A 25,564-nucleotide genomic window follows, 5' to 3' on the forward strand; every position below is an offset into this window, starting at 1 on the left:
TGTGCGACTTCCGCACGAAATAAATTACTTATCTTGCTAAACACTATGATCATGTGAATCATGATCCTAGGTTACAAAATAGCAATTACATCTTATCATGTTCCAAAAATGATTGCAACTTTTATAGAGATAAAAATTTGTTTTTTATTGGGAAATTTTTATTGGCTGCTAAAGAGCAGTGTAACGAGGTTTTAAACAAAATTAACGTATAAGTAGATAATATAAGGTTTATTACTAAGATAATTGGAGGAATACCATTATTATACATCGATATAATTAGATTAAAAATTTTATTGAAAAGGCAAGGTGAAAAAATGGAACCAATGTTTACCTCGTATGCTTCTGCAAAAGGCGGAAGAGAAGGACATGTAAAATCAGATGACGGGCTGATTGATTTAAATCTCGTCATGCCGGGTATGAATTCTTCAGAAAAAGGAACGAACCCAGAACAATTATTTGCAGCAGGATATGCAGCTTGTTTTGACGGCGCATTGAATCTAGTAGCGAAAAATCAAAATAAAGACATTGATTCTAAGGTAAATGGAGCAGTAAGCTTATTAAAAGATCAAGAAGATGATGGGTTTAAAATTGCTGTAGAGTTAGAAGCAGAAGTCAATGGAGTGACTCAAGAAGAGGCAGAAGAGCTGACAACAGCTGCTCACCAGTTTTGTCCCTACTCTAAAGCTACACGTGGAAACATTGAAGTAACTATTAATACAAAAACAAAATAAAGAAAAGGGGGTTGTCTCGGAAGTAAGGGACAGCCCTTGTTACTTTTACCGCCCTATCTTTTTTTATAGCATTTGCAGGACTATTATATCCTGTCCCTCTTTCGCCAAGCAAGGATCTTGAAACCCGATACATGAAAAAGAAAGATGAAGCGGTAACCAAGAAAGGCTCTTGGAACCCGTAGTAAGAGAGAGCCAGGAGGAACGGTAGTCAAGGAGAGGATTTGAAGACCAGATCAGGAGAAAGCGAGTCGAAACGGTAACTAAGCGTGGATTTTGAAGTTCAGCCCTGCTCGAAGAAGATTCCCCTCGAGCACCGCTGCCAACTTTCTGAATAAGCGCAATAACACCGTCTATACAGAAAAAGGAGAAGCAAATCAGCCGGTCATCATTTATTTTCACGACCGGCTGTTTACCATGCAGGGGCGTTTAAAACATCTTCTTTTAATCTCCTAATTTTTTCTTTAATGGGTAAAATGTTAAACTTTGAATTAAAAGAGAAAGCATAATCATCATAAATGCCCATGACAGCAATCCATTATCTTGTCCTCCGGATTGGTCTGTTATCCCTAATAATAAGGCCAAAGACATTGTTCCTTTAATTCCGCCCCATGTTAACAGCAAAATGTCTCCATTCGTGTAATTTCGTCTCCATCGAGGTATAATTTTTATAATGGGAAAGAGAATTCCTGCCCGTACAATAATTGATAATACAAATCCAATGACGGTGAAAAGAAGGCCGTCTGACGTCACAAAATCTAAGCTTTCGATTCCAATCATTATAAAAATAACTGATAATAATACAGGTTCAATTGTACCCCAAAAGCTTTTTAAATCTCTGCGTAATTCTTTTTCTTTTTTATTGCCTGATAGCTCTTTTGACAAAAGGAGGCCGCTGATAACAGTTGCTAGTACTCCCGATACTCCTAACGCTTCCCCTATATAAAAGCTTCCATAGGCAAGCAGTAGGCTGAGCCAGACTTGATAAGCATGATAGTCAACCCGGTGTATCCCTTTTGAAACACTCCAGCCTATAACAAATCCTGCCAGTATTCCGCCCGCAGCGGTATAAATAAATTCCCAGGTAAATAAACTAAAATGAAGAGATTTTTCACCGAAATAATAACCGGTAAACAGACTAAAAATGACGATACTTGTACCGTCATTTATTAATGATTCGCCCTCCACCGCTTCAGCAAGATGATGTTTGTCTTCACTCTTATTTAGTATGGAAACTACTGTAACAGGGTCAGTAGGTATTAATAATGAAGCAATTACCATAGCCCCTGCAAGAGATATACCTACAAGAGGCTGGCCGGCAAAATATAACGCGAAGCCAAGAAAAATAGCGGAAAGAAAAATACCGACAGTACCAAGCGTTGTGATTAATCCAACTTTTTTTCTTAATTGATCAAGAGGAAATTGGTAAGCCGATATAAATAATAAAGCAGGCAATATCCAATCAAAAATAAATGATCTTGTCAGTTCAATATTAGAAAAAAAGGGAAAGAAAGTTAAGATTATTCCTGTAACGATTAATATGATAGGTGCAGGGAACTTTTTTTGATCTTTATCAAGAGAAAAAACGAAAAATCCAATCACAGCAATTAACAACAATTTGTTCGGGTCCATGACTGCCACCCTTTCTTTTAACTATCTAAATAATATCCTGAATAAAAGGAAATAAAACATCTCTGTATAAGAGAGAAACTACTTTAGAGAAGGTGCTTCCTAAAAAAATAGAGCGGCGTCTGTCCAAAAAGGTCAGACGCCGCTCTTAAATTGTTATACGGCTTTTTTCCTCTTATTACGATATCCTTGCCAGATAGGAACAGTAAAGGATAAGAAGGCAGCAATAAGCATGCCAAGTGCAATTGGTTTGCTGATAAAAATACTAAGATCGTTATTAGACATTGTCATCGCTTGTCTAAAGGATTCTTCCATCATACCGCCAAGAATAAAGGCTAAAATAAACGGAGCAGCTGGGAATTTAAACATACGCATTAAATAACCAATCACCCCGAAAATTAATAAAAGATAAAGATCAAATGTGTTAAAGCTAATCGAATACACACCGATCATACTAAACATTATGACAAGTGAGATTAAAAGGGGGGCGAGGGATAGCAAGTATTTTAGCAATGTACGGAATTAATGGCAGGTTTAAAATTAACAAAAACAAATTTCCGATGTACATACTTACGATAACTCCCCAGAACAGCTGAGGCTGTTCACTCATCAACAAAGGACCAGGCTGAATATCTAACACTAACAAAGCTCCAAGTAAAACAGCGGTAGTTCCAGAGCCAGGAATACCAAGACTTAATAAAGGAACAAACGCACCGCTCGTTGCTGCATTATTAGCGGTTTCTGGAGCGGCTACGCCTCGTACGGCTCCTTTTCCAAATTCTTCTGGCTTTTTAGCTAATCTCTTCTCTGTAATATAGCCTATAAAAGAAGCAATAGTTGCACCCGCTCCTGGAAGAACACCGAGGATAAATCCTAATATGGATTGCCGTCCCATAGGTCTGCTCATATCTTTTATATCGTTTCTTGATAGTTTTAAACTACCAAGAGACTTCTGGTTTTTCGATGTTTTATTGCGATTGATGATTAAAGCACAAACTTCTGCAAGTGCAAACAATCCAAGAGCAACAACTAAGAAATCAATCCCTTCAAGCAAATTTGGATTATCAAATGTAAAACGAGTAGTTCCTGTTTGGCTGTCAATACCGATGGTAACAGCCATAATACCTAGGACAGCAGAGATTAATGCCTTAATCGTTGATCCGTCTGACAAGCTGGAAATGGCAGTTAAGCCGAGCACCATCAACGCGAAATATTCGGGCGGGCCAAATACAATAGCGACACTTGATAATACAGGGGCAAAAAGCATTAGCAATATAACACTGACTGTTCCTCCGAAAAACGATGCAATAGCAGCAATAGCAAGCGCCTTTCCAGCTTCACCCCTTTGAGCCATTGGATAGCCGTCAAAAGAAGTGGCAACTGTTCCGGAAATTCCAGGTGCATTTAAAAGAATAGAAGAGGTTGAGCCTCCAAACACAGCGCCGTAGTAAACCCCGGCCATTAAAACTAAAGCGACAGTTGGATCCATGTTATAGGTTAATGGAATCATGATTGCAATTGCACTAATAGGGCCAAGACCCGGCATCATTCCAATTAACGTACCAGCAAGAACTCCAAGAAATACAAATACAATACCTTCTATACTGAAAGCTAATTGAACACCGCTTAATATTCCCTCTATAGAACCCATTTGAAATCCTCCTTTTCTAAAACGGAATAATTCCTGATGGTAAGCTGATTCCGAGCAGCATTGTGAAAGTACTGTACAACAGGACAGGAAAAAGTATGGAAACTACTAAATTAATGCTATGTCTGGTATAACCGAGGAAAAATGAACACAAGAATATAAATAGAAAAGATACGACAATAAATCCTAAACGTTCTAAGAAGAATATATAAGCAAGAATCATTAGAATAACTCCACCAATTTTGACTAAATCGGCTTTTGGAATGTGACGCTTTTCTTTTTCCTCTTTTGTTTCTTTATCAGGCGTAAGAAATAAAAAGATACTTAAAATAATGAGACTGAACCCCAGAATTTTAGGCATAGTCGAAGCATCGATGGCAGTATTTGCAAAACTTGGAAGCTGGTAGGACATATACAGATAATAGATAGCAAGTAAAATTAAAATGAGGCTGATTTTTCTGTGTGTTGGCTTCAGCATGGCACCTAAACCTCCTTTGATCATTTTTTTAAGATGCTTTGGTAGTGAAAAGTCGTGACCTAAAGAAGATCACGACCTTTAGAAGGTTATTCTTACTATGAATTACTCTTCTTCCACACTTACTTCATCAAGCAGTTCCTGCATGCTTTCTTTTTCTTCTTCCAAAAAGTCAGCATACTCTTCGCTGTCCATATACAATTCGTTCCAAGCATATTTCTCACGTGTTTCTTCCCAAAATTCAGATTCATTTAATTCTTGGAATCTTTCTTCATAGTAAGCAATTTGATCATCTGTCATTCCTGGAGGTCCGAAGAAACCTCTCCAGTTAACGAATGTTTCGTCAATTCCTTGTTCCACAGCTGTAGGGAAGTCTTCCACTACGTTGCCTTCTAAACGTTCTTCCGCTGTAACTCCCAGTACTTTAATTTCACCAGCTCGTACTTGTTCAACGGTTTCTGTTACCCCAGTAGAGTACACATCTGCATTTCCGTTTAATAAGTTGGTCATCGTGCTTCCGTCTTGGGCTGAAACATATTTAACAGAGTTTGGATCGACGCCGGCTTCTTTTGCAATTTTCACGAATTGAATATGATCCATGCTTCCTGGTGAAGATTCACCGATAACAGTAATATCATCAGGACTATCTTTCATGTCTTCAAATAAATCATTTAAATCATCCCATGGTGCATCCTCACGTACAGCAAATGCTCCATAATCTGAAATCATGTTCGCAATTGGAGTGAAATCTTCATGACCGTATTCTGATTGACCATTTAAAGGAATTAATAGTAACGGCGGTGAGGCAACAAAAAGATGATGAGGATTTTCAGCCTTTCCAGCAATATAAGACCATCCGACAGCACCTCCGCCGCCTTCTTTATTTACAACGCCAATTCCTTGATCGATAATTTCCTGTTCCTCAAAACCTTCTGCTGCCATTCTTGCCGTCGTATCCCATCCGCCTCCTGCTCCGGAAGGGGCGACAAATTCAAGTGATTGTTCTGGCTCCCAGTTTCCGTCTCTAGAATCACCTTCCGCACTGGACTCTCCAGAATCTTCTCCCCCGCCGCATGCAGCAAGTGTGATACTGGTGAAAATTGCCAATGTTGGCAGCCAACATTTTTTCATGTTGAATTCCCCCTTTTTTGATTATTTTAAGTTTAAAAAAAATAATCCGATCTGTAACCGTTTTCAAAATAACTCATATAAAAAAATTAAACATGTATTTTGTTCATTTTGTTCACTAATGGTAATAAATGTATATATAATAAAATAAAAAATACCGCCCGTAAGATTTCCTGGGCGGATGTTTTTCTATTTAATCTTGTTTTTTTCGTATAAAATATCTTCTTTCTGGTCGTCCAACTATTCCATAAATAGGTTTGGCATCGGCTTGATTGGAGGAGATCATATACTCAAGGTATCGGCGTGCCGTTGTTCTTGATGCGCCAAGGTATTGTCCCATTTCTTCTGCTGTCATACCGTCTATTGCTTTTTCAAGTTCTTGTGTAACTGTTTGAAGTGTGAAAGGATCAATTCCTTTAGGAAGTTCTTCGACTTTTTCGATAGCACTCATAGAAGTTTTCTCTTGCTGGGGGCAGCGTATTGACGTGAGCAGGTCAATGTTTTCTTGAGTAACTTGCGAAGTTTCGTGTAAGCGCTGATGGAATAATAAATAGTCCTTTAATGTGCTTTCTAAACGCTCTAGGGAAACGGGCTTAATTATATAATCAAATACACCATATCTCAATGACTGCTGGACGTGCTCAGCTTCCGTAGAAGCCGAAATAATCAGTACATCTACTTTTGGATGCTTTTCACGAATAGTTTTGAGCAAACTTGTTCCAAGTTCATCTGGCATATAAATATCCAGTAACAAAAGGTTAATAGAATGCTTTTCTAGTATGCTTAATGTATCTTTGGCATTTAAAGCTTGATGGTCGCAATGAAAGCCTTCTACACGGTTGACAAGCTCTTGATGAATAGATGCAATTCTGAAATCGTCTTCAGCGACGGCAGTTTGTATCAAGAAACCTCTCCTCCTTTATGCGAAGATGGTGTTTTAGGTAAATAGATTGAGAATATAGCACCGCCTTGAGGGTGGTTATCAAATTCGAGCATCCCATTCAGGTGAGAAACGGTTTCGCGTATGATTGCCAGTCCATAGCCCCGTTTATTATTGCTTTGTTTGGTAGAAAAACCTTTCTTCATTAAGATATCTACTTCTGCAGGCAGACCCGGCCCGTTATCACTGATTTCAAAAACCACATCATTACCAATATCAGTAACGAAAAAATTAACTTCAGGTTTTGGATTGCTTTTAGCAGCGTCCAAAGCATTATCAATAACATTTCCTAATATAGAAATAATTTTTGTTGGTGACATATGATCTGGTAACGGCTCCATTTGACTTGCATTATCCACTTCAAACTTTATTTTCATTTCTGAAGCTCTTCCTGATTTACCGACTAATATTGCTTGCACTGTGGTATCTTTTATTTGGCTGAACAAAATTGCTGTACGTTTGTCCTGGTTCATCGTTTCTTCTTCTATTAACTGAATAGCCTCTTTTGTCTGTCTTAAATGAAGATACCCAGAAAGCGTATATAGTTTATTTGTATATTCATGGTTTTGAGAGCGAAGATCATCAGAATATCTTTTTATATCAGAAAGTGTATTTGCCATTTCCATCATCTCCGTTTTATCGCGAAAGGTGGAAACAACGCCTGCTATTTCATTGTTATCAAAAATCGGCTGTCGGTTTACGATGAATACTCTTCCCTTTAAAGAAAGCTCCTGATTATATTCCGGCTTTCCATGCTTTAAAACACGTTCCATTTTGGAGAAAGGCAATATTTCTTTTAAAGCCTTGCCTTCTATTGCTGGGGCGTGAAAATTAACAACGCTTTATCACCTAAAGATTCTTCTATTTCCATAGATTCTAAATAGGCAAAAAAACCAGACAAAGTAATGGTAACAAAAATAATTAAGGCAAGAATCAGTAAAATAATTTTTGTCTGAATCGTAACGCGCATTGGTTTCCCCCTTTTTTACGCTGCGTTGTCACAGATATGTCACAGAAGGTCAATTATTGAAACCTACGATAAAGTTCTTTGTTTAAATCGTCAAGAGGCGGAATCAGCTAAATAGGAGCGTTAAATGATATGCTAATATGTGAGAAGAGGGATAAAATAAATGAACGTTAATGAATCTGTTATAACTAACGAAGAAAGGGTTTTACATATGAGTAAATCAGTTATTCTTGCAGAAAAGCCTTCGGCAGGAAAAGATATAGCTAAAGTTCTGGGCTGTAATAAACAAGGCAATGGATACATAGAAGGGAGCAGTTATATTGTAACGTGGGCGTTTGGCCATCTTGTCAGCCTTGCTGAACCTGAAGCTTATGATAAAAGGTATAAAACATGGAACCTCGAAGATTTGCCAATGCTTCCTTCACGCATAAAGCTTTCCGTTATTAAAAAATCAGGTAGACAATTCAACGCTGTAAAATCACAGCTTCATCGAAAAGATGTAAAAGATGTGATTATTGCAACGGATGCCGGCAGAGAAGGCGAACTTGTGGCTCGGTGGATTCTTGAAAAAGCAGCGGTAAAAAAGCCGGTAAAACGTTTATGGATTTCTTCCGTGACGGATCAGGCTATAAAGCAGGGGTTTAAGCAGTTGAAGGATGGAAGAAAATTCACAAATCTATATAATGCTGCTCAAGCGAGGTCTGAAGCGGATTGGTATGTCGGCATGAATGCAACAAGGGCTCTGACTACAAAGTATAATGCCTCTTTATCTTGCGGGCGTGTTCAAACCCCTACTTTGGCAATGGTGGCACAAAGAGAAAATGAGATAGCTCAGTTTAAACCAACTTCCTTTCAACGGATATTTGCTGTGACAGAAAATGGTGTGACGTTTTGGTGGAAGAATCCTCAAAATGGAGAGACACGAATCTTTTCTAATAATAAAACAGAACAGATCTTAAAAGAGGTAAAAAACCACCCAATAATGATAAAAGCTGTTCAAAAGAAAAAGAAAAGTGACGGCCCTCCGCTTTTGTTCGATTTAACGGAGCTGCAAAGAGAAGCGAATAACCATTATGGCTTTTCAGCGAAAGAAACACTTAATATCCTGCAGCGCCTTTATGAAACACATAAAGTACTCACATACCCGAGAACAGATTCGCGTTACCTATCATCTGATATACGAAGTACTTTGAAACAGCGTTTAAAAGCATGTGACGTACAGAACTACGCAAAGCATGTCTTGAAAATTAAAAAGAATGACTGGAACATAAATAAAAAAATGATTAATGATAAAAAAGTGTCTGATCATCATGCGATTATTCCAACAGAAGAACCCCCGCAGTTTTCTGCTATGTCTGACAAGGAAAAGAAAATTTATGACCTGGTCATTAAGCGATTTTTGGCTGCTTTTTTTCCGCAGGCACAATATGTACAAACAGAAATAGCAGCAGTTATAAATAAAGAGATTTTTTCCGCTAAAGGAAAAAGGGTGTTAACGGAAGGATGGAAAGGAATTTCCAATCTTCAATATGAGAATAAAGAAGAAAAACTTCCGCTGCTAAACGAAAAAGAGAAAATTAAAATATCAAAAACAGATTCAGAAACAGGAGAAACAAAACCGCCAGCTCTATTCAATGAAGCATCTCTATTATCTGCAATGGAAAATCCGTCCCGCTTTATGTCTGGAGAAGATAAACAGCTTTTAGATACCATTAAAAGCAAGGGCGGTATAGGAACGGTTGCAACAAGAGCAGATATTATTGAAAAGTTATTAAGCAGCTTTCTAATTGAAAAAAAAGGGAAGAGCCTCAAAATTACTTCAAAAGGAAAACAACTTTTGGAGCTTGTACCAGATAAATTAAAATCTCCAACGTTGACGGCAGAGTGGGAACAGCAGCTAGAAGATATTGAGAAGGGAAATCTTGCTAAACATCTCTTTATAGAAGAAATGAAAAGCTATGCCAATGAAGTAGTTCAAAGCATAAAACAAAGCTCTAAATCTTTTAAACATGACAATGTTAGTGGGACCCCCTGTCCGCATTGCGGAAAGTTGTTGCTTGAAGTAAAAGGAAAACGCGGTAAAATAAAAGTTTGTCAAGATAAAGAGTGCGGATATAAGAAAAATATTTCAAAGGTAACGAATGCGCGGTGTCCTCAATGTAAAAAGAAGATGGAACTGCGTGGAGAAGGGGAAGGACAAATATTTGTCTGCCGATGCGGCTATAAAGAAAAGGTGTCTTCTTTCAATAAAAGAAAAAAGCAGGAAAAACAAAGTAAGGGAACAAAGCATGATGTAAAAAAATATTTAAAACAGCAAGATGACGATGAAATGAAAAACCCTGCGTTAGCCGAGGCTTTAAAGAAGCTGCAAAACAAAGAGTAAATCCTCTGGCAGAAAAAGTTGCGCTTTACCATAATTAGTGGTAATATGAATAAGTTGTTTTGATAAACAGAAAACTGGAAACGAAATAAATTTAAATAATATCCAAAATGGGCTGTATCCCGTTAAGGAATCGGGATACAGTTTTTTTGATTCATTTGTTGGGAATAAATAAATCAAATAAAGAAGAATTTATAGATAAAAAGGAGTTATATTGTATTGACATTGTTTACTGATTTAAAGATGGATGAACAGATTTTGCAAGCAGTTAATAATATGGGGTTTGAAGAAGCTACACCTATACAAGCAGAGGTCATTCCAAAGGTCAAAGAAGGCCGTGATATTATTGGACAGGCGCAAACTGGAACGGGTAAAACGGCTGCATTTGGAATTCCTTTAATTGAACAAATGAACCAGGAAGAATCGCACCCTCAGGGGCTTGTGCTTGCGCCAACACGTGAACTTGCGATTCAAGTTTCCGAAGAGTTGAACCGCCTTGGCCATTTTAAAGGTGTACAAGCTCTTGCTGTTTATGGGGGACAGGAAATTAGCCGCCAAATTAAGGCACTAAAACGAAACCCGCAAATTATTGTAGCCACACCTGGCCGGTTTATGGACCATATGAGAAGAAGAACGATTCGTCCAAAATATATGAAAATGGTTGTACTGGATGAAGCAGATGAAATGCTCAGCATGGGGTTTGTAGAAGATATAGAAACCATTTTAAGTGAAATTTCGGAAGAGCGCCAGACATTATTATTTTCTGCGACTATGCCTAAGCGCCTTCAGTCCGTGACTGCTAAATTTATGGATGATCCAGAAGTAGTAAAAGTTAAAAGTAAAGGTCTTACTGTATCTAATATTGAACAGCGTTACATCGAAGTACCGGAAAAACAGAAATTTGATACGCTGTGCCATCTATTAGATATTACTCCACCTGAACTTGCTATTGTGTTTGGACGTACAAAGCGCCGTGTGGATGAGCTTTCTGAAGCTTTAACTCGCAGAGGATATGCGGCGGAAGGAATACATGGTGATTTAAAACAATCCCAACGTGATAAAGTGCTGCGCAAATTTAAACAAGGAACAATTGATATTTTAGTTGCCACCGACGTAGCTGCCCGTGGTCTGGATGTCAGCGGCGTTACTCACGTTTACAATTTTGATCTGCCGCAGGACCCGGAAAGCTATGTACATCGCATTGGGAGAACAGGCCGGGCCGGTAAAGAAGGCATTGCTTTTAGTTTTTCAACGCCAAAAGAAATCAGTCATTTAAAATTCATCGAAGAAACCACTAAAAAGAAAATGATCCGTCAGGATATTCCAACGTATGCCGAGGCTATGCATGGGCGTTACCAGCAAGTTGTTAATAAACTTTTAGAAACAGTGAAGAATGAGAATACGGAAGACTTAGAGAGCACCGCAAAAACCTTGCTAAGCGGTCATGATCCGGTTACGCTTGTAGCTGCAGCTTTGAAAATGAACACCAATGAGCCAGATAACGTAGAAATTAAATTAACAGAGGAAGCATCCCTTCGTCCAAAAAAAGAAAGAGGCAGCCGGAAAAAAGGCTTTAAGAAAAATCATCGAGGAAAGAAAAAACCTTATAAACAATCGCGTTCTCGTAATGATGGACCCTCAAGAAAAAGAAAGAAAAATGTGTAATAAATATAGATAACCGCCTGATTTCAGGCGGTTATTATTTTGACCTAATATCATGTTATGATAATAGGTATGATCTCCTCAACGTAAAAAGGGGGAAGCGACATGAGTTTATTGAGGGCGGAACAAATATATAAAACCTATGGAGACAAAGAATTATTTAATCATATATCTTTCGTAATTGAAGAAAATGATCGGATTGGTTTAATTGGTGTTAATGGCACAGGGAAATCAACATTATTAAAAATTTTAGCCAAGGTAGACAACGCAGAAAAAGGCAAATTGCATCATGCAAACCATATTCATATCGAATACCTCCCGCAAGATCCAGAACTAAATGAAAACCTTACTGTGCTTGATCAAATTTATTACGGCGAATCTGCTGTCATGCAAACGATGCGCCGTTATGAGAAAACACTTCGTGAGCTCGAACAAAATCCAGAGGATGCCAGACTTCAGGAAAGGCTGCTTGAAGCTCAGCAGCAAATGGATGAAAATAAAGCATGGGAAGCCAATACATCTGCAAAACAAGTCCTTACACGTCTTGGTATTACAAATTTTTCAAAAAAAGTAAATGAGCTTTCTGGAGGACAAAAAAAGCGGACAGCTATAGCAAAAGCTCTTATCCAACCCGCTGATCTGCTTATTCTGGATGAGCCGACGAACCATCTAGACAATGAGTCAATCGAATGGCTGGAAAGATATTTATCCTCCTATCATGGAGCTTTTATGGTTGTCACTCATGACAGGTATTTCTTAAACAGAGTAACGAACCGCATTTATGAATTAGACCAAGGCAATTTATACACTTATGAAGGGAATTACGAATTATTTTTGGAAAAGAAAGCTGAGCGGGAAGCACTAGAAGAACAAAATGAAATAAAAAGAAAAAATATTTTGCGTACAGAGCTTGAATGGCTTAGAAGAGGACCAAAGGCTAGAGGAACAAAACAAAAAGCCAGGGTGCAGCGTGTAGAAAATCTAAAAGAACAAAGAGGCCCTATAAAAAAACAGGATGTTGATTTTGCTATCGGCTCTGTACGTCTCGGTAAAAAAGTGTTAGAAGCAGAAAATCTATCCAAATCCTACGATGGCCGTACTCTTTTTTCTTCTTTTTCTTATATAGTTACACCAGGGGAAAGACTAGGAATAATCGGCCCTAATGGAAGCGGTAAAACAACATTATTAAATATTCTGGCTGGTAAAATCGAAGCGGATGAAGGTCATATTGAAGCAGGGTCGACTGTCCGTATCGGTTATTATTCACAGGAACACGAAGATTTAGATGAGAACAAGCGGGTTATTGAATATATTAGAGACATAGCAGAAGTTGTTCAAACAGCAGATGGGCAAGAAATAACAGCAGAACAGATACTAGAGCGCTTTTTGTTTGCTCGTCCGTCGCAGTGGAATTATATTCACCGGTTATCAGGCGGGGAACGAAGACGGCTGTATTTACTTGGGGTGCTCATGAAAGAACCAAATGTGTTATTTCTTGATGAACCAACCAATGATCTGGATACCCAGACATTAACTGTTTTAGAAAATTATTTAGATCATTTTCCTGGAGTAGTCATTACTGTTTCCCACGATCGTTATTTTTTAGATCGAGTGGTGGATTCTCTTTTAGTATTTACTTCTCGTCATACAATTGAACGTTTTCAAGGAGGTTATTCGGAGTACTTAGAAACCGTTCAGCAAAAACAGCCGCCAAAAGAAAAACCAGGAAAAAATAAAAATATTCATAAACCAAAACGTACTCGTAAGAAACTTTCCTACAATGAACAGCAGGAATGGAACGGTTTGGAAGACCGGATTGCTGAATTAGAGGAGAAGAAATTAGAAATAGAAAATAAAATAGAACAAGCTGGAAGTGATTTCGAAAAAGTCCAGGAATTAATGGAAAACCAAAGAACATTAGAAGAGCAGTTAGATGATGCAATGGAGAGATGGACGGAATTATCATTATTAATCGAAGAAATAAATGCGGAGAATTAGAGCAGTGCTGGTAATGTAAAATGTTCCATTTTTTTATCAATCATTCGAGCCTTTATCTGATCATATCAGATAAAGGTTTTTTTTAATTTAATTAAAGATCAAGGAAGTATAGCATGAAGGAAAAGCTTATAAGATAAGTATGTAGAATCACCCAGTATAACTATAAAGGCGATATGGGTAAAATAAGCGAACTATAAAATGAGGGAGATCTATATGGACGTTAGTTTGCTTCTTGAATATGGATGGGTATTATTAGTGCTTATTTTGCTAGAGGGTATACTTGCAGCCGATAACGCATTAGTTCTGGCGATAATGGTAAAAAACCTGCCGGAAAACCAGCGAAAAAAAGCTTTGTTTTATGGGCTGGCTGGTGCTTTCGTTTTTCGGTTTGCGTCATTATTTACTATTTCCTATTTGATTGATGTTTGGCAGGTACAGGCTATTGGTGCACTATATTTACTTTTCATGTCTGGAAATCATATAGTTAGAAAAGTTTGGCTAAAGAAAAAAGAAACACCAGATGAAAAAGCGAAGAAAAAAAACGTCAATGCAGCAAGCTTTTGGGGAACGGTATTAAAAGTCGAGGTAGCCGACATTGCTTTTGCGGTTGATTCTATTTTAGCAGCCGTTGCTCTTGCTGTTACGCTTCCTAACACACCGCTTCAAACGATAGGGGGACTAGATGGCGGCAAATTTATTGTTATTTTGGCAGGGGGATTAATTGGAGTTATCATTATGCGTTTTGCAGCAACTTTTTTTGTAAAACTGTTAAAGAAAAGACCTGGTCTTGAGGTTGCTGCTTTTATTATTGTTGGATGGGTTGGGATAAAGCTTTCTATTTATACATTGTCACATCCAGCCTTGGGAGTTCTGCCAGAAGAGTTTGCTGAATCAACTTCATGGAAAGTGACCTTTTATGTAGTATTGGTATTGATTGCTCTAGGAGGATGGTTCTTATCTAAAGAAGAAAATGAAACATCCATTTAATTAAAACTGCCGAAAGTAATAAACACACCAGGTGCTTATTCTTTCGGCAGTTTTTTTAATTAGAAGCTTTTATAACACCACAGGAAATTCTGTCGCCGGAATCTCCTGTTTTTAATGTTTCCTCGTCTGGCCCGCTTTCATTACTTAAATCAGAAGTGTATCGGTCGGGTATATTTGCAAAATTATCTGCATCGGAATGAACGATAACAGCACGGTTCTCATTAGCTAACTGTTGAGGATTGAATCGATCTAATGCAGTTAACAAATAAGCGGAACCATCTTCTACTCCATATAAAATAGTCATATCACCGGCATGATCCCCGTGATCAGTACCATCCGGGTTATAATGTCCGCCTGCAGTAGTGAAAGGACCATCAGCTGCATTAGGGTCACACACACCCGTTTCATGTATATGAAAGCCATGAAAACCTCTTGGAAGACCCTTTTCAAATAAAGCTTCTACTACAACAGCTTTATCTTTTTCATAAAAACGAACATTCCCGATCACTTCCCCTTTAGTGTTCTGCATTTTTGCTTCAGCTACACTTTTTTCTGAAGTGTTCATCACATCTGCTAGTACTTCTTCTGCATCTTCCATCGGAACAGCTTGGTCATTTGCTGAATTATCCTCCAAAGGAGATGCTTCATTATTACATCCGCTGATCACTAAAGCTGTAAACAAAACCCACATAAGATTGAATATTATTTTCATGCATGTACCCTCCTTCCTTCCTACTTTCTCCAAATCAAAATCATTTCATAATAAAAATTGGTTTGTTTTACAAAAAAAGCTGAAGAAAGGAAAAGCTTGCGTTATAATCAGAAGTAAGATCCTTATAAATGCAAGGTGATATAAATTGGCAAATATATTAAAAATTCTCACTGGAATTTGGTTCATTATACTGATGGTGCAAGTTCTTTCTGCATTTGGCAGGTACATAGCAGTGCTGCCTGACTATTTATTAATCGTTTTCCTGCTGTTGTTTTCCATGGTCATTGTACGTGAGTTTAAAAAAGGTATTGTAAGAGAACTGGAAAAGAATTCGTCGGGCCAATAAAGCAGAAGGGTAGTAGAAGAAATCTAGCCGGAATGGTAACCAAGAAGGTTTTTGGGACTCGGAACTGGAGGAAGCAAGGAGGAACAGTCATCAAGCTAGGTGCTTGTAACCCGGAACAGGAGAACGGTGACCTGGAAAGAATTAGAAGTCCAGTTACCCGCATTTCTGGAAGTGCTGCGGCAGATCCTGATCAAAGAAGATTCACCTCGAGCGCTGCGGTTTTTTTGAATTAGCGCAATGGCACTGCCTGTATAGAAAGAGAAAACTAAAAGCCAGTGGTGATTTATTATCACCACTGGCTGTTTATAGGGGACAGCTTCTTTTCTTTGTTTTCTTCTATATATATTCCATGTCCTTATTAAATTGTTTCAATTGTTTTTAATCCAACCGATTCCAGTACTTGTTGAAGACTGCTTTTGATGTTAAGAGATTTTAAATCAATTCCAAGGTTTACATTGATAAAGCTGCTGATGGACTTAAACTAGTAATAATAACCTTAACACCCATTATTATAATATTAAATAAATAACGGGTAACATAGGTGTCAATATAATGAACACCAGAAAGGTCAAATATAAGATATTGAAACTTTTTGTTCTTCTTTCATGGAGAGTTTTATTCATAATTTCCTGAGCTTGATTTTCATCAATAAAACCAATTAAAGGACACATACCAACCTTATTGGTTAATTTTATAACAGGAATAGATATTTCACTTATTTGTCTCTGAAATCATCTACTTTGCGGTAGATTGCAGAGAAGAAAAGTGACATATATTTTTGGGTCATTCGATGAATATGAGGTTCCATAATGACATGAACTTTTCGTAAATCAACAATTGTAAGTTCCTTATATTTACTGTCTTCTATAATAAAACGCCATAAAGCCGAGCTTAAGTGGGGAATGGCCGAGAGGACTACTGTATGAAATTCTTCTGATTCGGCAGGAATGGCTTCAGCGGTTTCTATTGCAGACTTTCAGAAGATACATGCTGTTCACCTGTCGAAAGGTGGGTGCTGATTAACTGAACCAACTCTGAAAATAAATCTTTTACTCTGCTGGAATACTTCCTGAGAGGAGCAGAGTCCTTATTTTGAGAATACAAAGCATTATCTGCAATTACCTCTTTGTTTGCTTCTATTTCCTTTGCCAAATTTATGATAAAAGGCGACGATTCCTTCATAGGTTTATCCTCCTAAAAAAACGGCTATTTAGGTACTAACTTTAATTGTTACAGCAGTTAAAAAAATTGGAAAATGACGGTTTGGTTGCTAGAAAATCGTATCCTGTTGTCCCTCCAAGAGTCGAGTATTCTTTAACTGAGTATGGAAAGTCTATTGATAAACTCTTTTACTTGATGGAAGAATGGGGGAAACGTTATCTGATAGAACACAAAGCAAGTCCCAATCAGAAGAAACGGAACATAAAGAATACGCATAATTTTTAAGACCGCTCTGAAAAGGTCATTCTGATGAGAAATACTTATTTACTCGATTTAAATAATATTCGAGTTTTTAGATGACTCACTAGAGAACGCTTTACCGATCAATTCCCCAGTGTGTCGGCGTTCTTCTTCATTCATTTGCTTAATAGAAAAAGGCTGATCGGTAGATATATAACTTTCCCACTGCTTTATTTCTTTATGTATAATTCTGGATTTACGTGAGTCATCCGAAGTATTTGCAGATAGAGTGAGCATGTTATCAAGTAATTGCTGGGCCTTCATTAATTGATAATCAGGGTTTTCAGTATCTTCGTTCTGATAAGTGCTGAATTTAATGGCAGCAGCTAAATCATAACCCATTTGGGTAAGAGAATTTTCAATTTTCTCTTTCTCTACGTATTGATTATTTTGATAATACATGGCAGAGCCCATCAGTATATTTCCTATCAGGGAGAGTAAAAGTAGAATATATAGAATAGGGTGTCGCATGGCAGCCTCCTTTGTCTACACGAGAAAAGAAATTAGAATACATTTTTTCTTTTTTTACAAAAGTACTTTATGCCAAACAATATAAAAAACGAGAGCTTTCAACGTACAGGACGTACTAAATCCCAAGTTGTCACAGAACGTACTTCCACACGATGTGGTGACTTCTGCGTTGCGAACACGATTATCGCGAACATAGCAGAAGTAACTTAGGCGGTTTCCTTTACTTAGCGAAAACTAAGTTTTTCTAATAATTAAGACGTATAGAGTTACCAAAAAGTTTCAAATTTTAATTTATACTGGCAGGAAAGCATATAATTTTTAATGGTTAACAGTATAAGTAAAATTACGTCATCCGCCATAAGGACTCGGAGGTAAGCCAAGTTTTTCTAGAAAACGACGTAGTAATTGCAAGAGGAGGCAGCTAATTATCATGAATGATATAAACAATGAAACGCCATTAAGCCTTGGTGTTGTAAATAAAATAATACCTGTTGGAGAAGGTACAAGAGTGTGCATTGATTGTGCAGATCTTCTTACACCTACAGAGGGAGTACTTGTAGGAAACACGGGCCATGGTTATGTACTTGTACTATCGGAAAATCGATCAACCGACACATATCCGCCAAGGCCATTTCGGATCAACGCTGGCGGTCTTCATCAGTATTTATATCAAGAGGAAGGTACTCTTTATTTGTCGGAGCTAAGAGGAGGGAGGCTTCTATGTGTATATAATGGAAGCGAGCAAAAGGAAGTTCCGGTGGGAAGAGTAAAGATGGAAAAAAGAGAGCTGGTTCGTGTAGAAATAGAGGCAGACGGCACACATATTTCTTCTACCCTGCAATATACTGATAGTGTTTCATTTTTAAACAAAGACTGTGAAGCAGTATCTGTTAAAGAACTTCAAGAGAGAGAAGAAATATATTGCTTTCCTGATGAACCAGGAAGGCACCTGGGTAAAAAAATTAAAGAAGAGATTAATGAATATTAATTGTTTCCATATTTGTATATAAGGTTTAGTCTGAATTACTGGCAAACAGAAAAGGGGCTCTGTTTGCCAGCTTTTATATGTTAATATTGAAAAGCGTTTTATAATTTGTGATTAATCGCTTTGTGAATCTCATCTATGGAAGCGTGATCCTCAGGTGATTTGATCAAGATGGTGCCAAAAGAGTTCCTGGCTGCTATTAAATAACCATGTTCCGCCTTGAATGTAAACATCGGTTTCTTTCATGGAGGAGGTAACAACTTTTCTTTTTTCAATGTCTTTAGGAATTAAGTCTTTAACTTGTCCGGTTGCAAAACCGATAACAGCTTTAAATTTCAGGAAGCCTTTTCCCAGTCCGAGTATCCGGTGTTCAATCAATTAGATTCCTATCATGTTTTCCAAGCGTTAAACCGTGCCTGAGGGGCGCAAGCGAAGCGCGATAGCCGGTTTTTAAGGTGTATAAAAATAGAGTGCTGAAAATAGTGGTGTTCTAACCATATCGAGAAAAACTTGACGAATACAATAGAATCCAACTGATTGCAATATAAAGGGCAAATATTGTATTGTTTTATTTCGGGAATAATAAAGGATAAATAAAGGATATTTTTCTCCTTTGAAAATAAATTCATATCGGCTGCGGAAGCTTTTATATGTGTGAAGTGGAGAGGAGCAGGACAAGAAACAGTTATTAGGAAAAAGAGGCTTCCGTTGAAAAAAATAAGAAAGAAAGGAACCTGATATGTTTGATTCAATACTATCTCATCTTATGCTTATTGGCGTTATAGGTATCGGTTCACAATGGTTTGCTTGGCGTTTTCGTATGCCTGCTATTGTGGTAATGTCGGTAGCTGGTTTATTAATTGGTCCGGTTTTTGGAATTATGAATCCAAAAGAAGATTTTGGTTCTTTGTTCAACCCCATTATTTCCATGGCGGTTGCTATTATTTTATTTGAAGGAAGTTTAAACCTTGACTTTCGCGAAATCAGAGGATTGGGCAAATCAGTGTTTCGTATTATTACCTTGGGAGCCTTTCTTGCATGGATCCTAGGTTCATTAACAGCATTTTTTATAGCTGGTTTATCCTGGGCTGTTTCCTTTGTTATTGGAGGGCTATTTATTGTAACTGGTCCTACAGTTATTCTTCCTTTATTAAGGCAGGCTAAGCTAAAACCAAGACCTGCTGCTATATTGAAGTGGGAAGGAATAGTCGTTGACCCATTTGGGGCTTTACTGGCTGTATTTGCTTTTGAAATCATTCAATTTTTAATGATAGACACAGTTACAGTAGAAGCTTTAATTTTGTTCCTTTTAGCCTCCCTTTTTGCGATAGCAGTAGGCTGGGGATGCGGAAAAGGCATTGGTACTATGTTCGAACGCGGCTATGTACCTGAATTTCTTAAATCTCCTATCGTCTTTGCTGTAGTGATTGCTTGTTTTACGTTAGCAGACGAAGTAATGCATGAAACAGGTTTACTGGCAGTCACGGCAATGGGGATGACGCTTGCGAATATGCATATTGCTTCGTTAAGTGATATGCGGCATTTTAAAGAAAATATTTCTGTACTGCTTATTTCAGGCATTTTTATTATGTTAACAGCTTCTTTAGAACGGGAAACACTTATGCAGATTTTTGATCCTAATATTATTGCCTATGTCATTCTTATGTTAATTGTAGTAAGACCGCTTTCCATTTGGTTATCTACCATGAATACAGAATTGTCCTTGAAAGAAAAGGCACTGGTGGGATGGATTGCTCCTAGAGGTATTGTAGCGTTAACAGTAGCAGGTTATTTCGCGAATGTCCTGGCAGAAGCAGGGTATCCAGGAGCTTCCATTGTAACTCCGCTCACCTTCGCCCTTGTATTTGCTACAGTTTGTGCTCACGGCTTTACATTAGGACCGATGGCAAATAAATTAGGATTATCTCTTGAAGGAAAACCCGGTGTGCTTATTGTTGGGGGCAGCGCCTTCAGCACCTCTTTAGCAAGAGTATTAAAAGAATTAGGCATACCGGTCTTGATTGCGGATACTTCTTTTGAATACCTGTTTAATTCAAGAAAAGCAGGGGTGCCATATTACCGCGGAGAAATTCTCTCGGAACAAACAGAATATTATTTGGATATGACTCCATATGATAAGCTTATAGCTGCTACAGACAGAGATTCCTACAATTCTCTTGTATGTACGACATTTGTTCCCGAAATCGGCCGTAACGATTTATATCAATTGAGCTGGCATGATGATAATCGCGAGCACCCTAATGACCTTGTACAGCGAATTGGCGGCAGAGTGTTATTTAGAAAAGGAGCTACGTATGAAGAGCTTAATAAAAAAGTGAAAAACGGCTACGTCTTCAGAAAAACAAAATTAACCAAGCAATACAACTTTGAGAAATATAAAAGCGAAAGAGAACCAGATACGTTACTGCTCTTTATACTAAAGCATACAGGGAAAGTCGAATTTTTCACTACGGAAGTTAATAACATTAAACCAGAATCAGGCGATATCATTGTAAGCCTTTGTCCTCCAGTAAAGGAACAGAAAAAAATAGATGCAAAATTAGATTCTCAACGGCAGCAAGAAAAAAATAATACACCAAAAAACGGACAGTATTAAGAAGACTGTCCGTTTTTTATTTTAACAATAAAGTTTTATGTGAAATATTCAAGCTTTGAGCCTGGAAAATATTTTTCCATATAGTGTATAAGGGTCTCTTTTATTTCTTTTTGTTCATCTGTCTGGTAAACATACTTTCCTATGCCGTAACGGCCCCATTTATACTTTCGCTTTTCTTCATCAAGCTCTAATTTGGTCATAGGATAATTTTTGGCAATGACTCGTTTGGCTGGTTTTGTGAACCGGTGCTGAATAAATTCGAATGTTATTTTTTCCCGGTCCTTTCGAGGGAGTTTACTGTCTAATTCTATAAACAGTTTTTCATAGCCTTCTTTCCAGCCGGAATAAAGATAAATAGGGGCAACGATAAAACCAAGAGGATACCCCGCTTCAAACACTTTTGTAGCAGCTTCTAATCTTTTAGAAAGAGGAGAAGTTCCGGGCTCGAATTGTTTAATCACATAATCAGCATTTACGCTAAAACGAAATCTTGTTTTGTTATTGTGTTTAGCATCCAGCAAGTGATCAACATGATGAAATTTTGTCACAAAACGTAGTCGTCCGTGTTTCGTCTGTCCAATGTGTTCAATTGTCTGTTTGAGAGAATGGGTTAAATGATCGATTCCGACAATATCAGAAGTACACGAAGCTTCGAACCGGGTAATCTCAGGTACACGCTCGTCTATATATTTATCAGCCTCATCCAGTATTTCTTCCACGTTTACATATGTTCTGATATACGGTTTACTGCCCATAGTTGTTTGTAAATAACAATAATGACAGTGTCCCATACAACCGGTAGCTAGAGGGATGGCATACTCTGCTGAAGGTTTGGAATTATCAAATTTGAGAGTTTTTCTAATTCCAACTACTAATGTTGATTTGGCAACACGGTATTTTTGAAAATCATTTTTCCCTGGAAGATTTCTGACTTGATTATGGGATGTTGTTTGTTTTATTTCTATTCCCATTCTTGTGAACTTCTCATGCAGTTCCTGTCCTAACGGATAGTCTAAAGCCTTAGGTTCCATGTAGACAAGCTGGGGAGTAAAAGGTTTTTTTACCATAAAAGCACTTCTTTCTCTTAATAATCAGCCTCAGCAAAAATGTTGTCATAAGCGGTTAAAGCCTCTTGATAGGTTGAAAACAGAGCATACTCTTCATCAAGTGAATAGATTTCTCCGTCAGCAAATAAACATAACTTCTTTTCATTTTCAGGGTCAATCATTACTTTAACAGCATGAATTGTTGCTACATCAGGGGAATGAGGATTGCGAAAAAAAACATATTTAACATCCCCAGGCTGTAAGTTGTCTAAACTCAAAACATATCACTCCTTTTACCATGTAGTGTGTCTAAGTGAGGGAAAAATATAATTAAATTCGACAATCAGTTGACAATGATAATTATTTTCAATAATCTTATAATAAATGTATTGAGAATTATTTTCAATTAAACTGGAGGTTGAAAATGGATTCCTTGATGATTGTAGGTGCTGATAGGCTAGGAGCAATACCAAAGAGGCTTAAAGAAATTGGTTTTCAAGAAATTTCACATGTGAGCGGACGAAAAGTAAAAATGGTTCATAAGAAAATTCCTGTTCACACAGATTTGGTACTCGTTCTTACCGATTACATTAACCATAATGTATCAGCTAAATTAAAAGAAAAAGCAAAAGAGCAATCTATACCGATTTGTTATGCGAGACGGTCATGGTGTTCTATTTATCAAGCATTAACTCATTGCGAAGAAGTTTGTGAATCTTGTCCTATGTTATCAAAAGATTAAATGAGAGAGGTGCGGCATGAAAAATTTTCAGTTACTGCTACATAACGAAGGCGCTCCTTTGCAGCCATTGAGTCTTCAAACCTTTTTAAACGATATACTAAAAGAATTGGCTTATGGCCATATCTCTACTAGAAAAGAATTACTTTTAACCATAAAACACAATTGGAAATATATATCTAACAGAGATTTTAATTCAGTGTCTGAAAAAATTACATCTCTTGCTGCAATGATGGACGAGTGTTTAAAAATGTTTACTGCTTTCACCCATTCGAGTGAGTGGGAGGAATTCGAAACGGAAAATCATATAGTAATATGCCGGCATATAAACAATACTAAAAATGAGGCATGGGTGTTACTAACTGGGGATAAAGAGGAAAAAAATAAAAGATGGGGAAAAACTGTTCATATGATGAATAAAAAGTTTCCCAATGCAGACTGGATTTTGAAAGGATTAGATGCGGCAAGAGGAGAGAGGTTTTTAATGCAAAAAAAGAGAATATAATAAATAATACAGCTGTCATTGTAAGTAATCAATGACAGTTTTTATGCTTTAGGTATAAAGCTATTGATGTGTGGGTAACTCACTTTATTGGGGTATCCGTGTCTAACTCCAGACCTCAGCCGCTAGGGGTCCATCTCTTCCTCCTCCGGTCATTAGAAAGACCTCCTGAAGAAGGTCCAGAACCTGCCGCGTTGTTTATAAGATTGGAAAGCAATATTTGTTATATGTGCTGTTAAAAAGGGTAAATAGTAGTCGAAGGATCTAGTAAAAAAATATTGGTGTCAAAGGATGAAATAAATGTTTGAAAAAGCCCTGTTGCTATTTAACGGAAATGAAAATCAAGAAAAGATTCAAAAAAATCTTGAGTTAACCTCAGGAGTTTTAGCTTCTTATATAGAAAAGTTAGTCATTATTCAAACACAATATAAGGGACATACTGAAAAAATTTGTGAAAACATCGACGGAGAGTATGATGCTGTTTTCCTTATTGGAGGAGATGGGACGCTTCATGAATGCATAAATGGATTAGCCAAATTAAACGATCCGCCTGCTGCTGGAATTTTACCAGGCGGTACTTGTAATGATTTTTCACGTGCACTGCACATTCCTCAAATGTTAAAAAGAGCAGTTGAAACGTTAATTAACGGAACAGTTCGTTATTTGGACATAGGGAAAATGAATGAGAGATACTTCGCAAATTTTTATGGGATAGGCTTAATTGCAGAAACCTCAGAAAATATAAATGAAAATTGGAAGGGACTATTCGGGAAAGTTAGTTATTTTATTAGTGCTCTTCAAACGTTTACTAATACTTCACCTTTTTCATATTCCTTGCAAACAAAGGAAGAGGCAATCGATGGAGAAGCAGTGATGGTTCTTATCTCTAACGGGAACTTTATTGGGACAAACCAGCTTCCATTTCAAAATAATGAAATGGATGACGGTCAATTTGATATTTTTATTATAAGTGAGGGAGGGGCAGCTTTACTAAGAGAGTATTTAAATGCAAAAAATCCTTTTGTTTGGGAAGCAGACCAAAGCGACATTCAGCATTACCGCAGCAGTAATATTTATTTACAAACTTCTAAACAAATGAAAGCAGATACAGACGGTGAAATCTATATGGAAACTCCGGTTTCTATTAAAAATCTTCATAAAAAGATTCCTTTTGTTGTACCAAATGATATGCTCCCCAAAAGGTAGACAGATAAAATAAAAAATCTGTTTGGCCTGGAGGGGAGTATTTTTATGGCACAGAGTCGGTTTAATGCAGAACAAAAGCGCAAGCCCCTGTTCAGCCTCGACAGGTAAATGTTCTTCAGTCATGAAAGGCGCTCTTACTTCCACAGGATGTGCTGACTTTTGCGTTGCGAACACGATGTTCGCGATTCTAGCAAAAGTTCCTTAAACCGTCTTGGGCCTCCGAGAGGCTGGGCGCTTAATCTAGAAGCGGATCAAACAATATGGAGATAGTTATCCACAACTTGTAAAAACATAATTTCTTAAACAACAAGAAAAGCTTGAGGTTATCCAAGCTTTTGAAAAAGGTCTGTCTTCCATTAAAGAAATCATAGAACACTATCAGATTAGCTTATCCACCTTCAAAGATTGGAGAAGAAAATACAATCACCTTGGCCTCGAAGCCTTACAATCTTCCAAAAGCTGGATCCCCTTATTCGAAAGAAGAAAATTACAGGCGGTCCACGACTATCTCTCAGGGAAGTATTCTCTGGCGGAGGTTACCATTCGTTTCGGGATATCCAGTCAGTCGGTTTTGCGAAAGTGGATAAAGCAGTATAATGGTCAAAAAGAGATGAAAACCACGGGGAAAAGTGAATCGTCCAATGACCAAAGGAAGAACAACCAAAAATTAGAAGAACGAGTTTTTATAGCTAGAGATTGTATAGAGAATAAGAAGGACTATCAAACCATCGCTGAACGGTATAATGTGTCCTACCAACAAGTGTAACAATGGACCCGAACTCTAAAGCCCCTTAGCGATTTTGGACAAACGAAAGGTAACTTAGTTACACTAGAATCAAAGGGGTTGATGGACTATGAAACGACACGTTTACTCCAATGACTTTAAATTGCAAGTGGTAAAAGAAGCACTCGAAACTGGCAATAAAGCCTTAGTAGC

At 37.6% G+C, this 25,564-nt stretch carries 24 protein-coding genes and 2 pseudogenes; 13 read left to right on the forward strand and 13 right to left on the reverse strand.

Annotated features, from left to right (window positions below; all coding sequences use genetic code 11):
- Positions 1-314: 314 nt before the first annotated feature.
- A complete protein-coding gene (locus ACE1TI_RS11255) occupies positions 315-731 on the forward strand; it encodes an organic hydroperoxide resistance protein (protein WP_375007662.1) in 417 nt (138 codons plus the stop codon).
- Between the two features lie 441 nt (positions 732-1,172).
- Here the strand turns inward: ACE1TI_RS11255 and ACE1TI_RS11260 are convergent, their stop codons facing one another.
- The 7 genes and pseudogenes from ACE1TI_RS11260 to ACE1TI_RS11290 form a co-directional block, all read right to left on the reverse strand.
- Entirely contained in the window at positions 1,173-2,360 is a 1,188-nt protein-coding gene (locus ACE1TI_RS11260) for a cation:proton antiporter (RefSeq protein ID WP_375007663.1), read from the reverse strand.
- A gap of 153 nt (positions 2,361-2,513) precedes the next feature.
- Positions 2,514-4,008, reverse strand: a pseudogene (locus ACE1TI_RS11265) (tripartite tricarboxylate transporter permease).
- Positions 4,009-4,024: 16 nt separating this feature from the next.
- Positions 4,025-4,483: a tripartite tricarboxylate transporter TctB family protein gene (locus ACE1TI_RS11270; protein WP_375007664.1), complete on the reverse strand. Its 459-nt coding sequence runs from the start codon at positions 4,481-4,483 to the stop codon at positions 4,025-4,027.
- Between the two features lie 102 nt (positions 4,484-4,585).
- A complete protein-coding gene (locus ACE1TI_RS11275; protein WP_375007665.1) occupies positions 4,586-5,611 on the reverse strand; it encodes a tripartite tricarboxylate transporter substrate binding protein in 1,026 nt (341 codons plus the stop codon).
- A 190-nt stretch (positions 5,612-5,801) separates the two neighbouring features.
- Positions 5,802-6,512 carry a response regulator gene (locus ACE1TI_RS11280; protein WP_375007666.1) on the reverse strand — a complete coding sequence of 237 codons (711 nt, stop codon included), beginning with the start codon at positions 6,510-6,512 and terminating at the stop codon, positions 5,802-5,804.
- Positions 6,509-7,321 (reverse strand): sensor histidine kinase, encoded by an 813-nt coding sequence (locus ACE1TI_RS11285; protein ID WP_375007667.1) that lies wholly within the window; start codon positions 7,319-7,321, stop codon positions 6,509-6,511. Before ACE1TI_RS11285 ends, ACE1TI_RS11280 begins: the two co-directional genes overlap by 4 nt.
- A 38-nt stretch (positions 7,322-7,359) precedes the next feature.
- Entirely contained in the window at positions 7,360-7,518 is a 159-nt protein-coding gene (locus tag ACE1TI_RS11290) for a hypothetical protein (protein ID WP_375007668.1), read from the reverse strand.
- 208 nt (positions 7,519-7,726) lie between these two features.
- On the opposite strand from ACE1TI_RS11290, the gene ACE1TI_RS11295 reads away from it, so the two are divergent.
- The 4 genes from ACE1TI_RS11295 (at position 7,727) to ACE1TI_RS11310 (ending at position 14,542) form a co-directional block, all read left to right on the forward strand.
- Entirely contained in the window at positions 7,727-9,898 is a 2,172-nt protein-coding gene (locus tag ACE1TI_RS11295) for a DNA topoisomerase III (protein WP_375007689.1), read from the forward strand.
- Between the two features lie 216 nt (positions 9,899-10,114).
- Positions 10,115-11,560, forward strand: a complete 1,446-nt coding sequence (gene cshA, locus ACE1TI_RS11300; RefSeq protein WP_375007669.1) for a degradosome RNA helicase CshA — start codon at positions 10,115-10,117, stop codon at positions 11,558-11,560.
- Between the two features lie 102 nt (positions 11,561-11,662).
- A complete protein-coding gene (locus ACE1TI_RS11305; protein ID WP_375007670.1) occupies positions 11,663-13,555 on the forward strand; it encodes an ABC-F family ATP-binding cassette domain-containing protein in 1,893 nt (630 codons plus the stop codon).
- Between the two features lie 213 nt (positions 13,556-13,768).
- Positions 13,769-14,542, forward strand: a complete 774-nt coding sequence (locus ACE1TI_RS11310) for a TerC family protein (protein WP_375007671.1) — start codon at positions 13,769-13,771, stop codon at positions 14,540-14,542.
- A gap of 55 nt (positions 14,543-14,597) precedes the next feature.
- Here ACE1TI_RS11310 and ACE1TI_RS11315 read toward each other — a convergent pair whose 3' ends face one another.
- Positions 14,598-15,254, reverse strand: coding sequence for a superoxide dismutase family protein (locus ACE1TI_RS11315; RefSeq protein ID WP_375007672.1), 657 nt, complete (start codon positions 15,252-15,254; stop codon positions 14,598-14,600).
- A gap of 145 nt (positions 15,255-15,399) precedes the next feature.
- Between ACE1TI_RS11315 and ACE1TI_RS11320 the strand changes: the two genes are divergently transcribed.
- Entirely contained in the window at positions 15,400-15,600 is a 201-nt protein-coding gene (locus tag ACE1TI_RS11320) for a hypothetical protein (RefSeq protein ID WP_375007673.1), read from the forward strand.
- A 963-nt stretch (positions 15,601-16,563) separates the two neighbouring features.
- Here the strand turns inward: ACE1TI_RS11320 and ACE1TI_RS11325 are convergent.
- On the reverse strand, positions 16,564-16,782 hold the full coding sequence (locus ACE1TI_RS11325) for a hypothetical protein (protein ID WP_375007674.1): 219 nt from the start codon (positions 16,780-16,782) through the stop codon (positions 16,564-16,566).
- Between the two features lie 45 nt (positions 16,783-16,827).
- On the opposite strand from ACE1TI_RS11325, the gene ACE1TI_RS11330 reads away from it, so the two are divergent.
- Positions 16,828-17,046, forward strand: a complete 219-nt coding sequence (locus ACE1TI_RS11330) for a winged helix-turn-helix transcriptional regulator (RefSeq protein WP_375007675.1) — start codon at positions 16,828-16,830, stop codon at positions 17,044-17,046.
- Positions 17,047-17,094: 48 nt separating this feature from the next.
- On the opposite strand, the gene ACE1TI_RS11335 is transcribed toward ACE1TI_RS11330, so the two are convergent.
- Entirely contained in the window at positions 17,095-17,532 is a 438-nt protein-coding gene (locus ACE1TI_RS11335) for a hypothetical protein (protein WP_375007676.1), read from the reverse strand.
- 430 nt (positions 17,533-17,962) lie between these two features.
- Between ACE1TI_RS11335 and ACE1TI_RS11340 the strand changes: the two genes are divergently transcribed.
- Positions 17,963-18,520 (forward strand): 3-dehydroquinate synthase II domain-containing protein, encoded by a 558-nt coding sequence (locus ACE1TI_RS11340; protein ID WP_375007677.1) that lies wholly within the window; start codon positions 17,963-17,965, stop codon positions 18,518-18,520.
- A gap of 150 nt (positions 18,521-18,670) precedes the next feature.
- Here ACE1TI_RS11340 and ACE1TI_RS11345 read toward each other — a convergent pair whose 3' ends face one another.
- A complete protein-coding gene (locus tag ACE1TI_RS11345) occupies positions 18,671-18,895 on the reverse strand; it encodes a thioredoxin domain-containing protein (RefSeq protein ID WP_375007690.1) in 225 nt (74 codons plus the stop codon).
- A 361-nt stretch (positions 18,896-19,256) separates the two neighbouring features.
- Between ACE1TI_RS11345 and ACE1TI_RS11350 the strand changes: the two genes are divergently transcribed.
- On the forward strand, positions 19,257-21,134 hold the full coding sequence (locus ACE1TI_RS11350; RefSeq protein WP_375007678.1) for a cation:proton antiporter domain-containing protein: 1,878 nt from the start codon (positions 19,257-19,259) through the stop codon (positions 21,132-21,134).
- A 35-nt stretch (positions 21,135-21,169) separates the two neighbouring features.
- Here ACE1TI_RS11350 and splB read toward each other — a convergent pair whose 3' ends face one another.
- Both splB and ACE1TI_RS11360 read right to left on the reverse strand, forming a co-directional pair.
- Positions 21,170-22,201, reverse strand: coding sequence for a spore photoproduct lyase (gene splB, locus ACE1TI_RS11355; RefSeq protein WP_375007679.1), 1,032 nt, complete (start codon positions 22,199-22,201; stop codon positions 21,170-21,172).
- A gap of 17 nt (positions 22,202-22,218) precedes the next feature.
- Positions 22,219-22,458, reverse strand: a complete 240-nt coding sequence (locus tag ACE1TI_RS11360; protein WP_375007680.1) for a transcriptional regulator SplA domain-containing protein — start codon at positions 22,456-22,458, stop codon at positions 22,219-22,221.
- A 146-nt stretch (positions 22,459-22,604) separates the two neighbouring features.
- Here ACE1TI_RS11360 and ACE1TI_RS11365 point away from each other — a divergent pair, with 146 nt between their 5' ends.
- The 4 genes and pseudogenes from ACE1TI_RS11365 to ACE1TI_RS11380 all read left to right on the forward strand — a co-directional run.
- Positions 22,605-22,922, forward strand: coding sequence for a DUF2325 domain-containing protein (locus tag ACE1TI_RS11365; RefSeq protein WP_375007681.1), 318 nt, complete (start codon positions 22,605-22,607; stop codon positions 22,920-22,922).
- A gap of 16 nt (positions 22,923-22,938) precedes the next feature.
- Positions 22,939-23,424 (forward strand): hypothetical protein, encoded by a 486-nt coding sequence (locus tag ACE1TI_RS11370; protein ID WP_375007682.1) that lies wholly within the window; start codon positions 22,939-22,941, stop codon positions 23,422-23,424.
- Between the two features lie 297 nt (positions 23,425-23,721).
- Positions 23,722-24,627, forward strand: a complete 906-nt coding sequence (locus ACE1TI_RS11375) for a diacylglycerol/lipid kinase family protein (RefSeq protein ID WP_375007683.1) — start codon at positions 23,722-23,724, stop codon at positions 24,625-24,627.
- Between the two features lie 313 nt (positions 24,628-24,940).
- Positions 24,941-25,393: pseudogene (locus tag ACE1TI_RS11380) on the forward strand (transposase); the annotation flags it as partial.
- Positions 25,394-25,564: the final 171 nt, after the last annotated feature.

Source organism: Alteribacillus sp. JSM 102045, from assembly GCF_041949975.1.
Lineage (GTDB): Bacteria > Bacillota > Bacilli > Bacillales > Marinococcaceae > Alteribacillus.

Excerpts from the sequence above, each read along its gene's own strand:
- ACE1TI_RS11255 (WP_375007662.1), top strand. The coding sequence starts at position 315 with ATGGAACCAATGTTTACCTCGTATGCTTCTGCAAAAGGCGGAAGAGAA.
- ACE1TI_RS11260 (WP_375007663.1), bottom strand. The coding sequence starts at position 2,360 with ATGGACCCGAACAAATTGTTGTTAATTGCTGTGATTGGATTTTTCGTT.
- ACE1TI_RS11270 (WP_375007664.1), bottom strand. The coding sequence starts at position 4,483 with ATGCTGAAGCCAACACACAGAAAAATCAGCCTCATTTTAATTTTACTT.
- ACE1TI_RS11275 (WP_375007665.1), bottom strand. The coding sequence starts at position 5,611 with ATGAAAAAATGTTGGCTGCCAACATTGGCAATTTTCACCAGTATCACA.
- ACE1TI_RS11285 (WP_375007667.1), bottom strand. The coding sequence starts at position 7,321 with ATGGAACGTGTTTTAAAGCATGGAAAGCCGGAATATAATCAGGAGCTT.
- ACE1TI_RS11290 (WP_375007668.1), bottom strand. The coding sequence starts at position 7,518 with ATGCGCGTTACGATTCAGACAAAAATTATTTTACTGATTCTTGCCTTA.
- ACE1TI_RS11295 (WP_375007689.1), top strand. The coding sequence starts at position 7,727 with ATGAGTAAATCAGTTATTCTTGCAGAAAAGCCTTCGGCAGGAAAAGAT.
- ACE1TI_RS11305 (WP_375007670.1), top strand. The coding sequence starts at position 11,663 with ATGAGTTTATTGAGGGCGGAACAAATATATAAAACCTATGGAGACAAA.
- ACE1TI_RS11310 (WP_375007671.1), top strand. The coding sequence starts at position 13,769 with ATGGACGTTAGTTTGCTTCTTGAATATGGATGGGTATTATTAGTGCTT.
- ACE1TI_RS11315 (WP_375007672.1), bottom strand. The coding sequence starts at position 15,254 with ATGAAAATAATATTCAATCTTATGTGGGTTTTGTTTACAGCTTTAGTG.
- ACE1TI_RS11325 (WP_375007674.1), bottom strand. The coding sequence starts at position 16,782 with ATGAAGGAATCGTCGCCTTTTATCATAAATTTGGCAAAGGAAATAGAA.
- ACE1TI_RS11335 (WP_375007676.1), bottom strand. The coding sequence starts at position 17,532 with ATGCGACACCCTATTCTATATATTCTACTTTTACTCTCCCTGATAGGA.
- ACE1TI_RS11340 (WP_375007677.1), top strand. The coding sequence starts at position 17,963 with ATGAATGATATAAACAATGAAACGCCATTAAGCCTTGGTGTTGTAAAT.
- ACE1TI_RS11350 (WP_375007678.1), top strand. The coding sequence starts at position 19,257 with ATGTTTGATTCAATACTATCTCATCTTATGCTTATTGGCGTTATAGGT.
- splB (WP_375007679.1), bottom strand. The coding sequence starts at position 22,201 with ATGGTAAAAAAACCTTTTACTCCCCAGCTTGTCTACATGGAACCTAAG.
- ACE1TI_RS11365 (WP_375007681.1), top strand. The coding sequence starts at position 22,605 with ATGGATTCCTTGATGATTGTAGGTGCTGATAGGCTAGGAGCAATACCA.
- ACE1TI_RS11370 (WP_375007682.1), top strand. The coding sequence starts at position 22,939 with ATGAAAAATTTTCAGTTACTGCTACATAACGAAGGCGCTCCTTTGCAG.
- ACE1TI_RS11375 (WP_375007683.1), top strand. The coding sequence starts at position 23,722 with ATGTTTGAAAAAGCCCTGTTGCTATTTAACGGAAATGAAAATCAAGAA.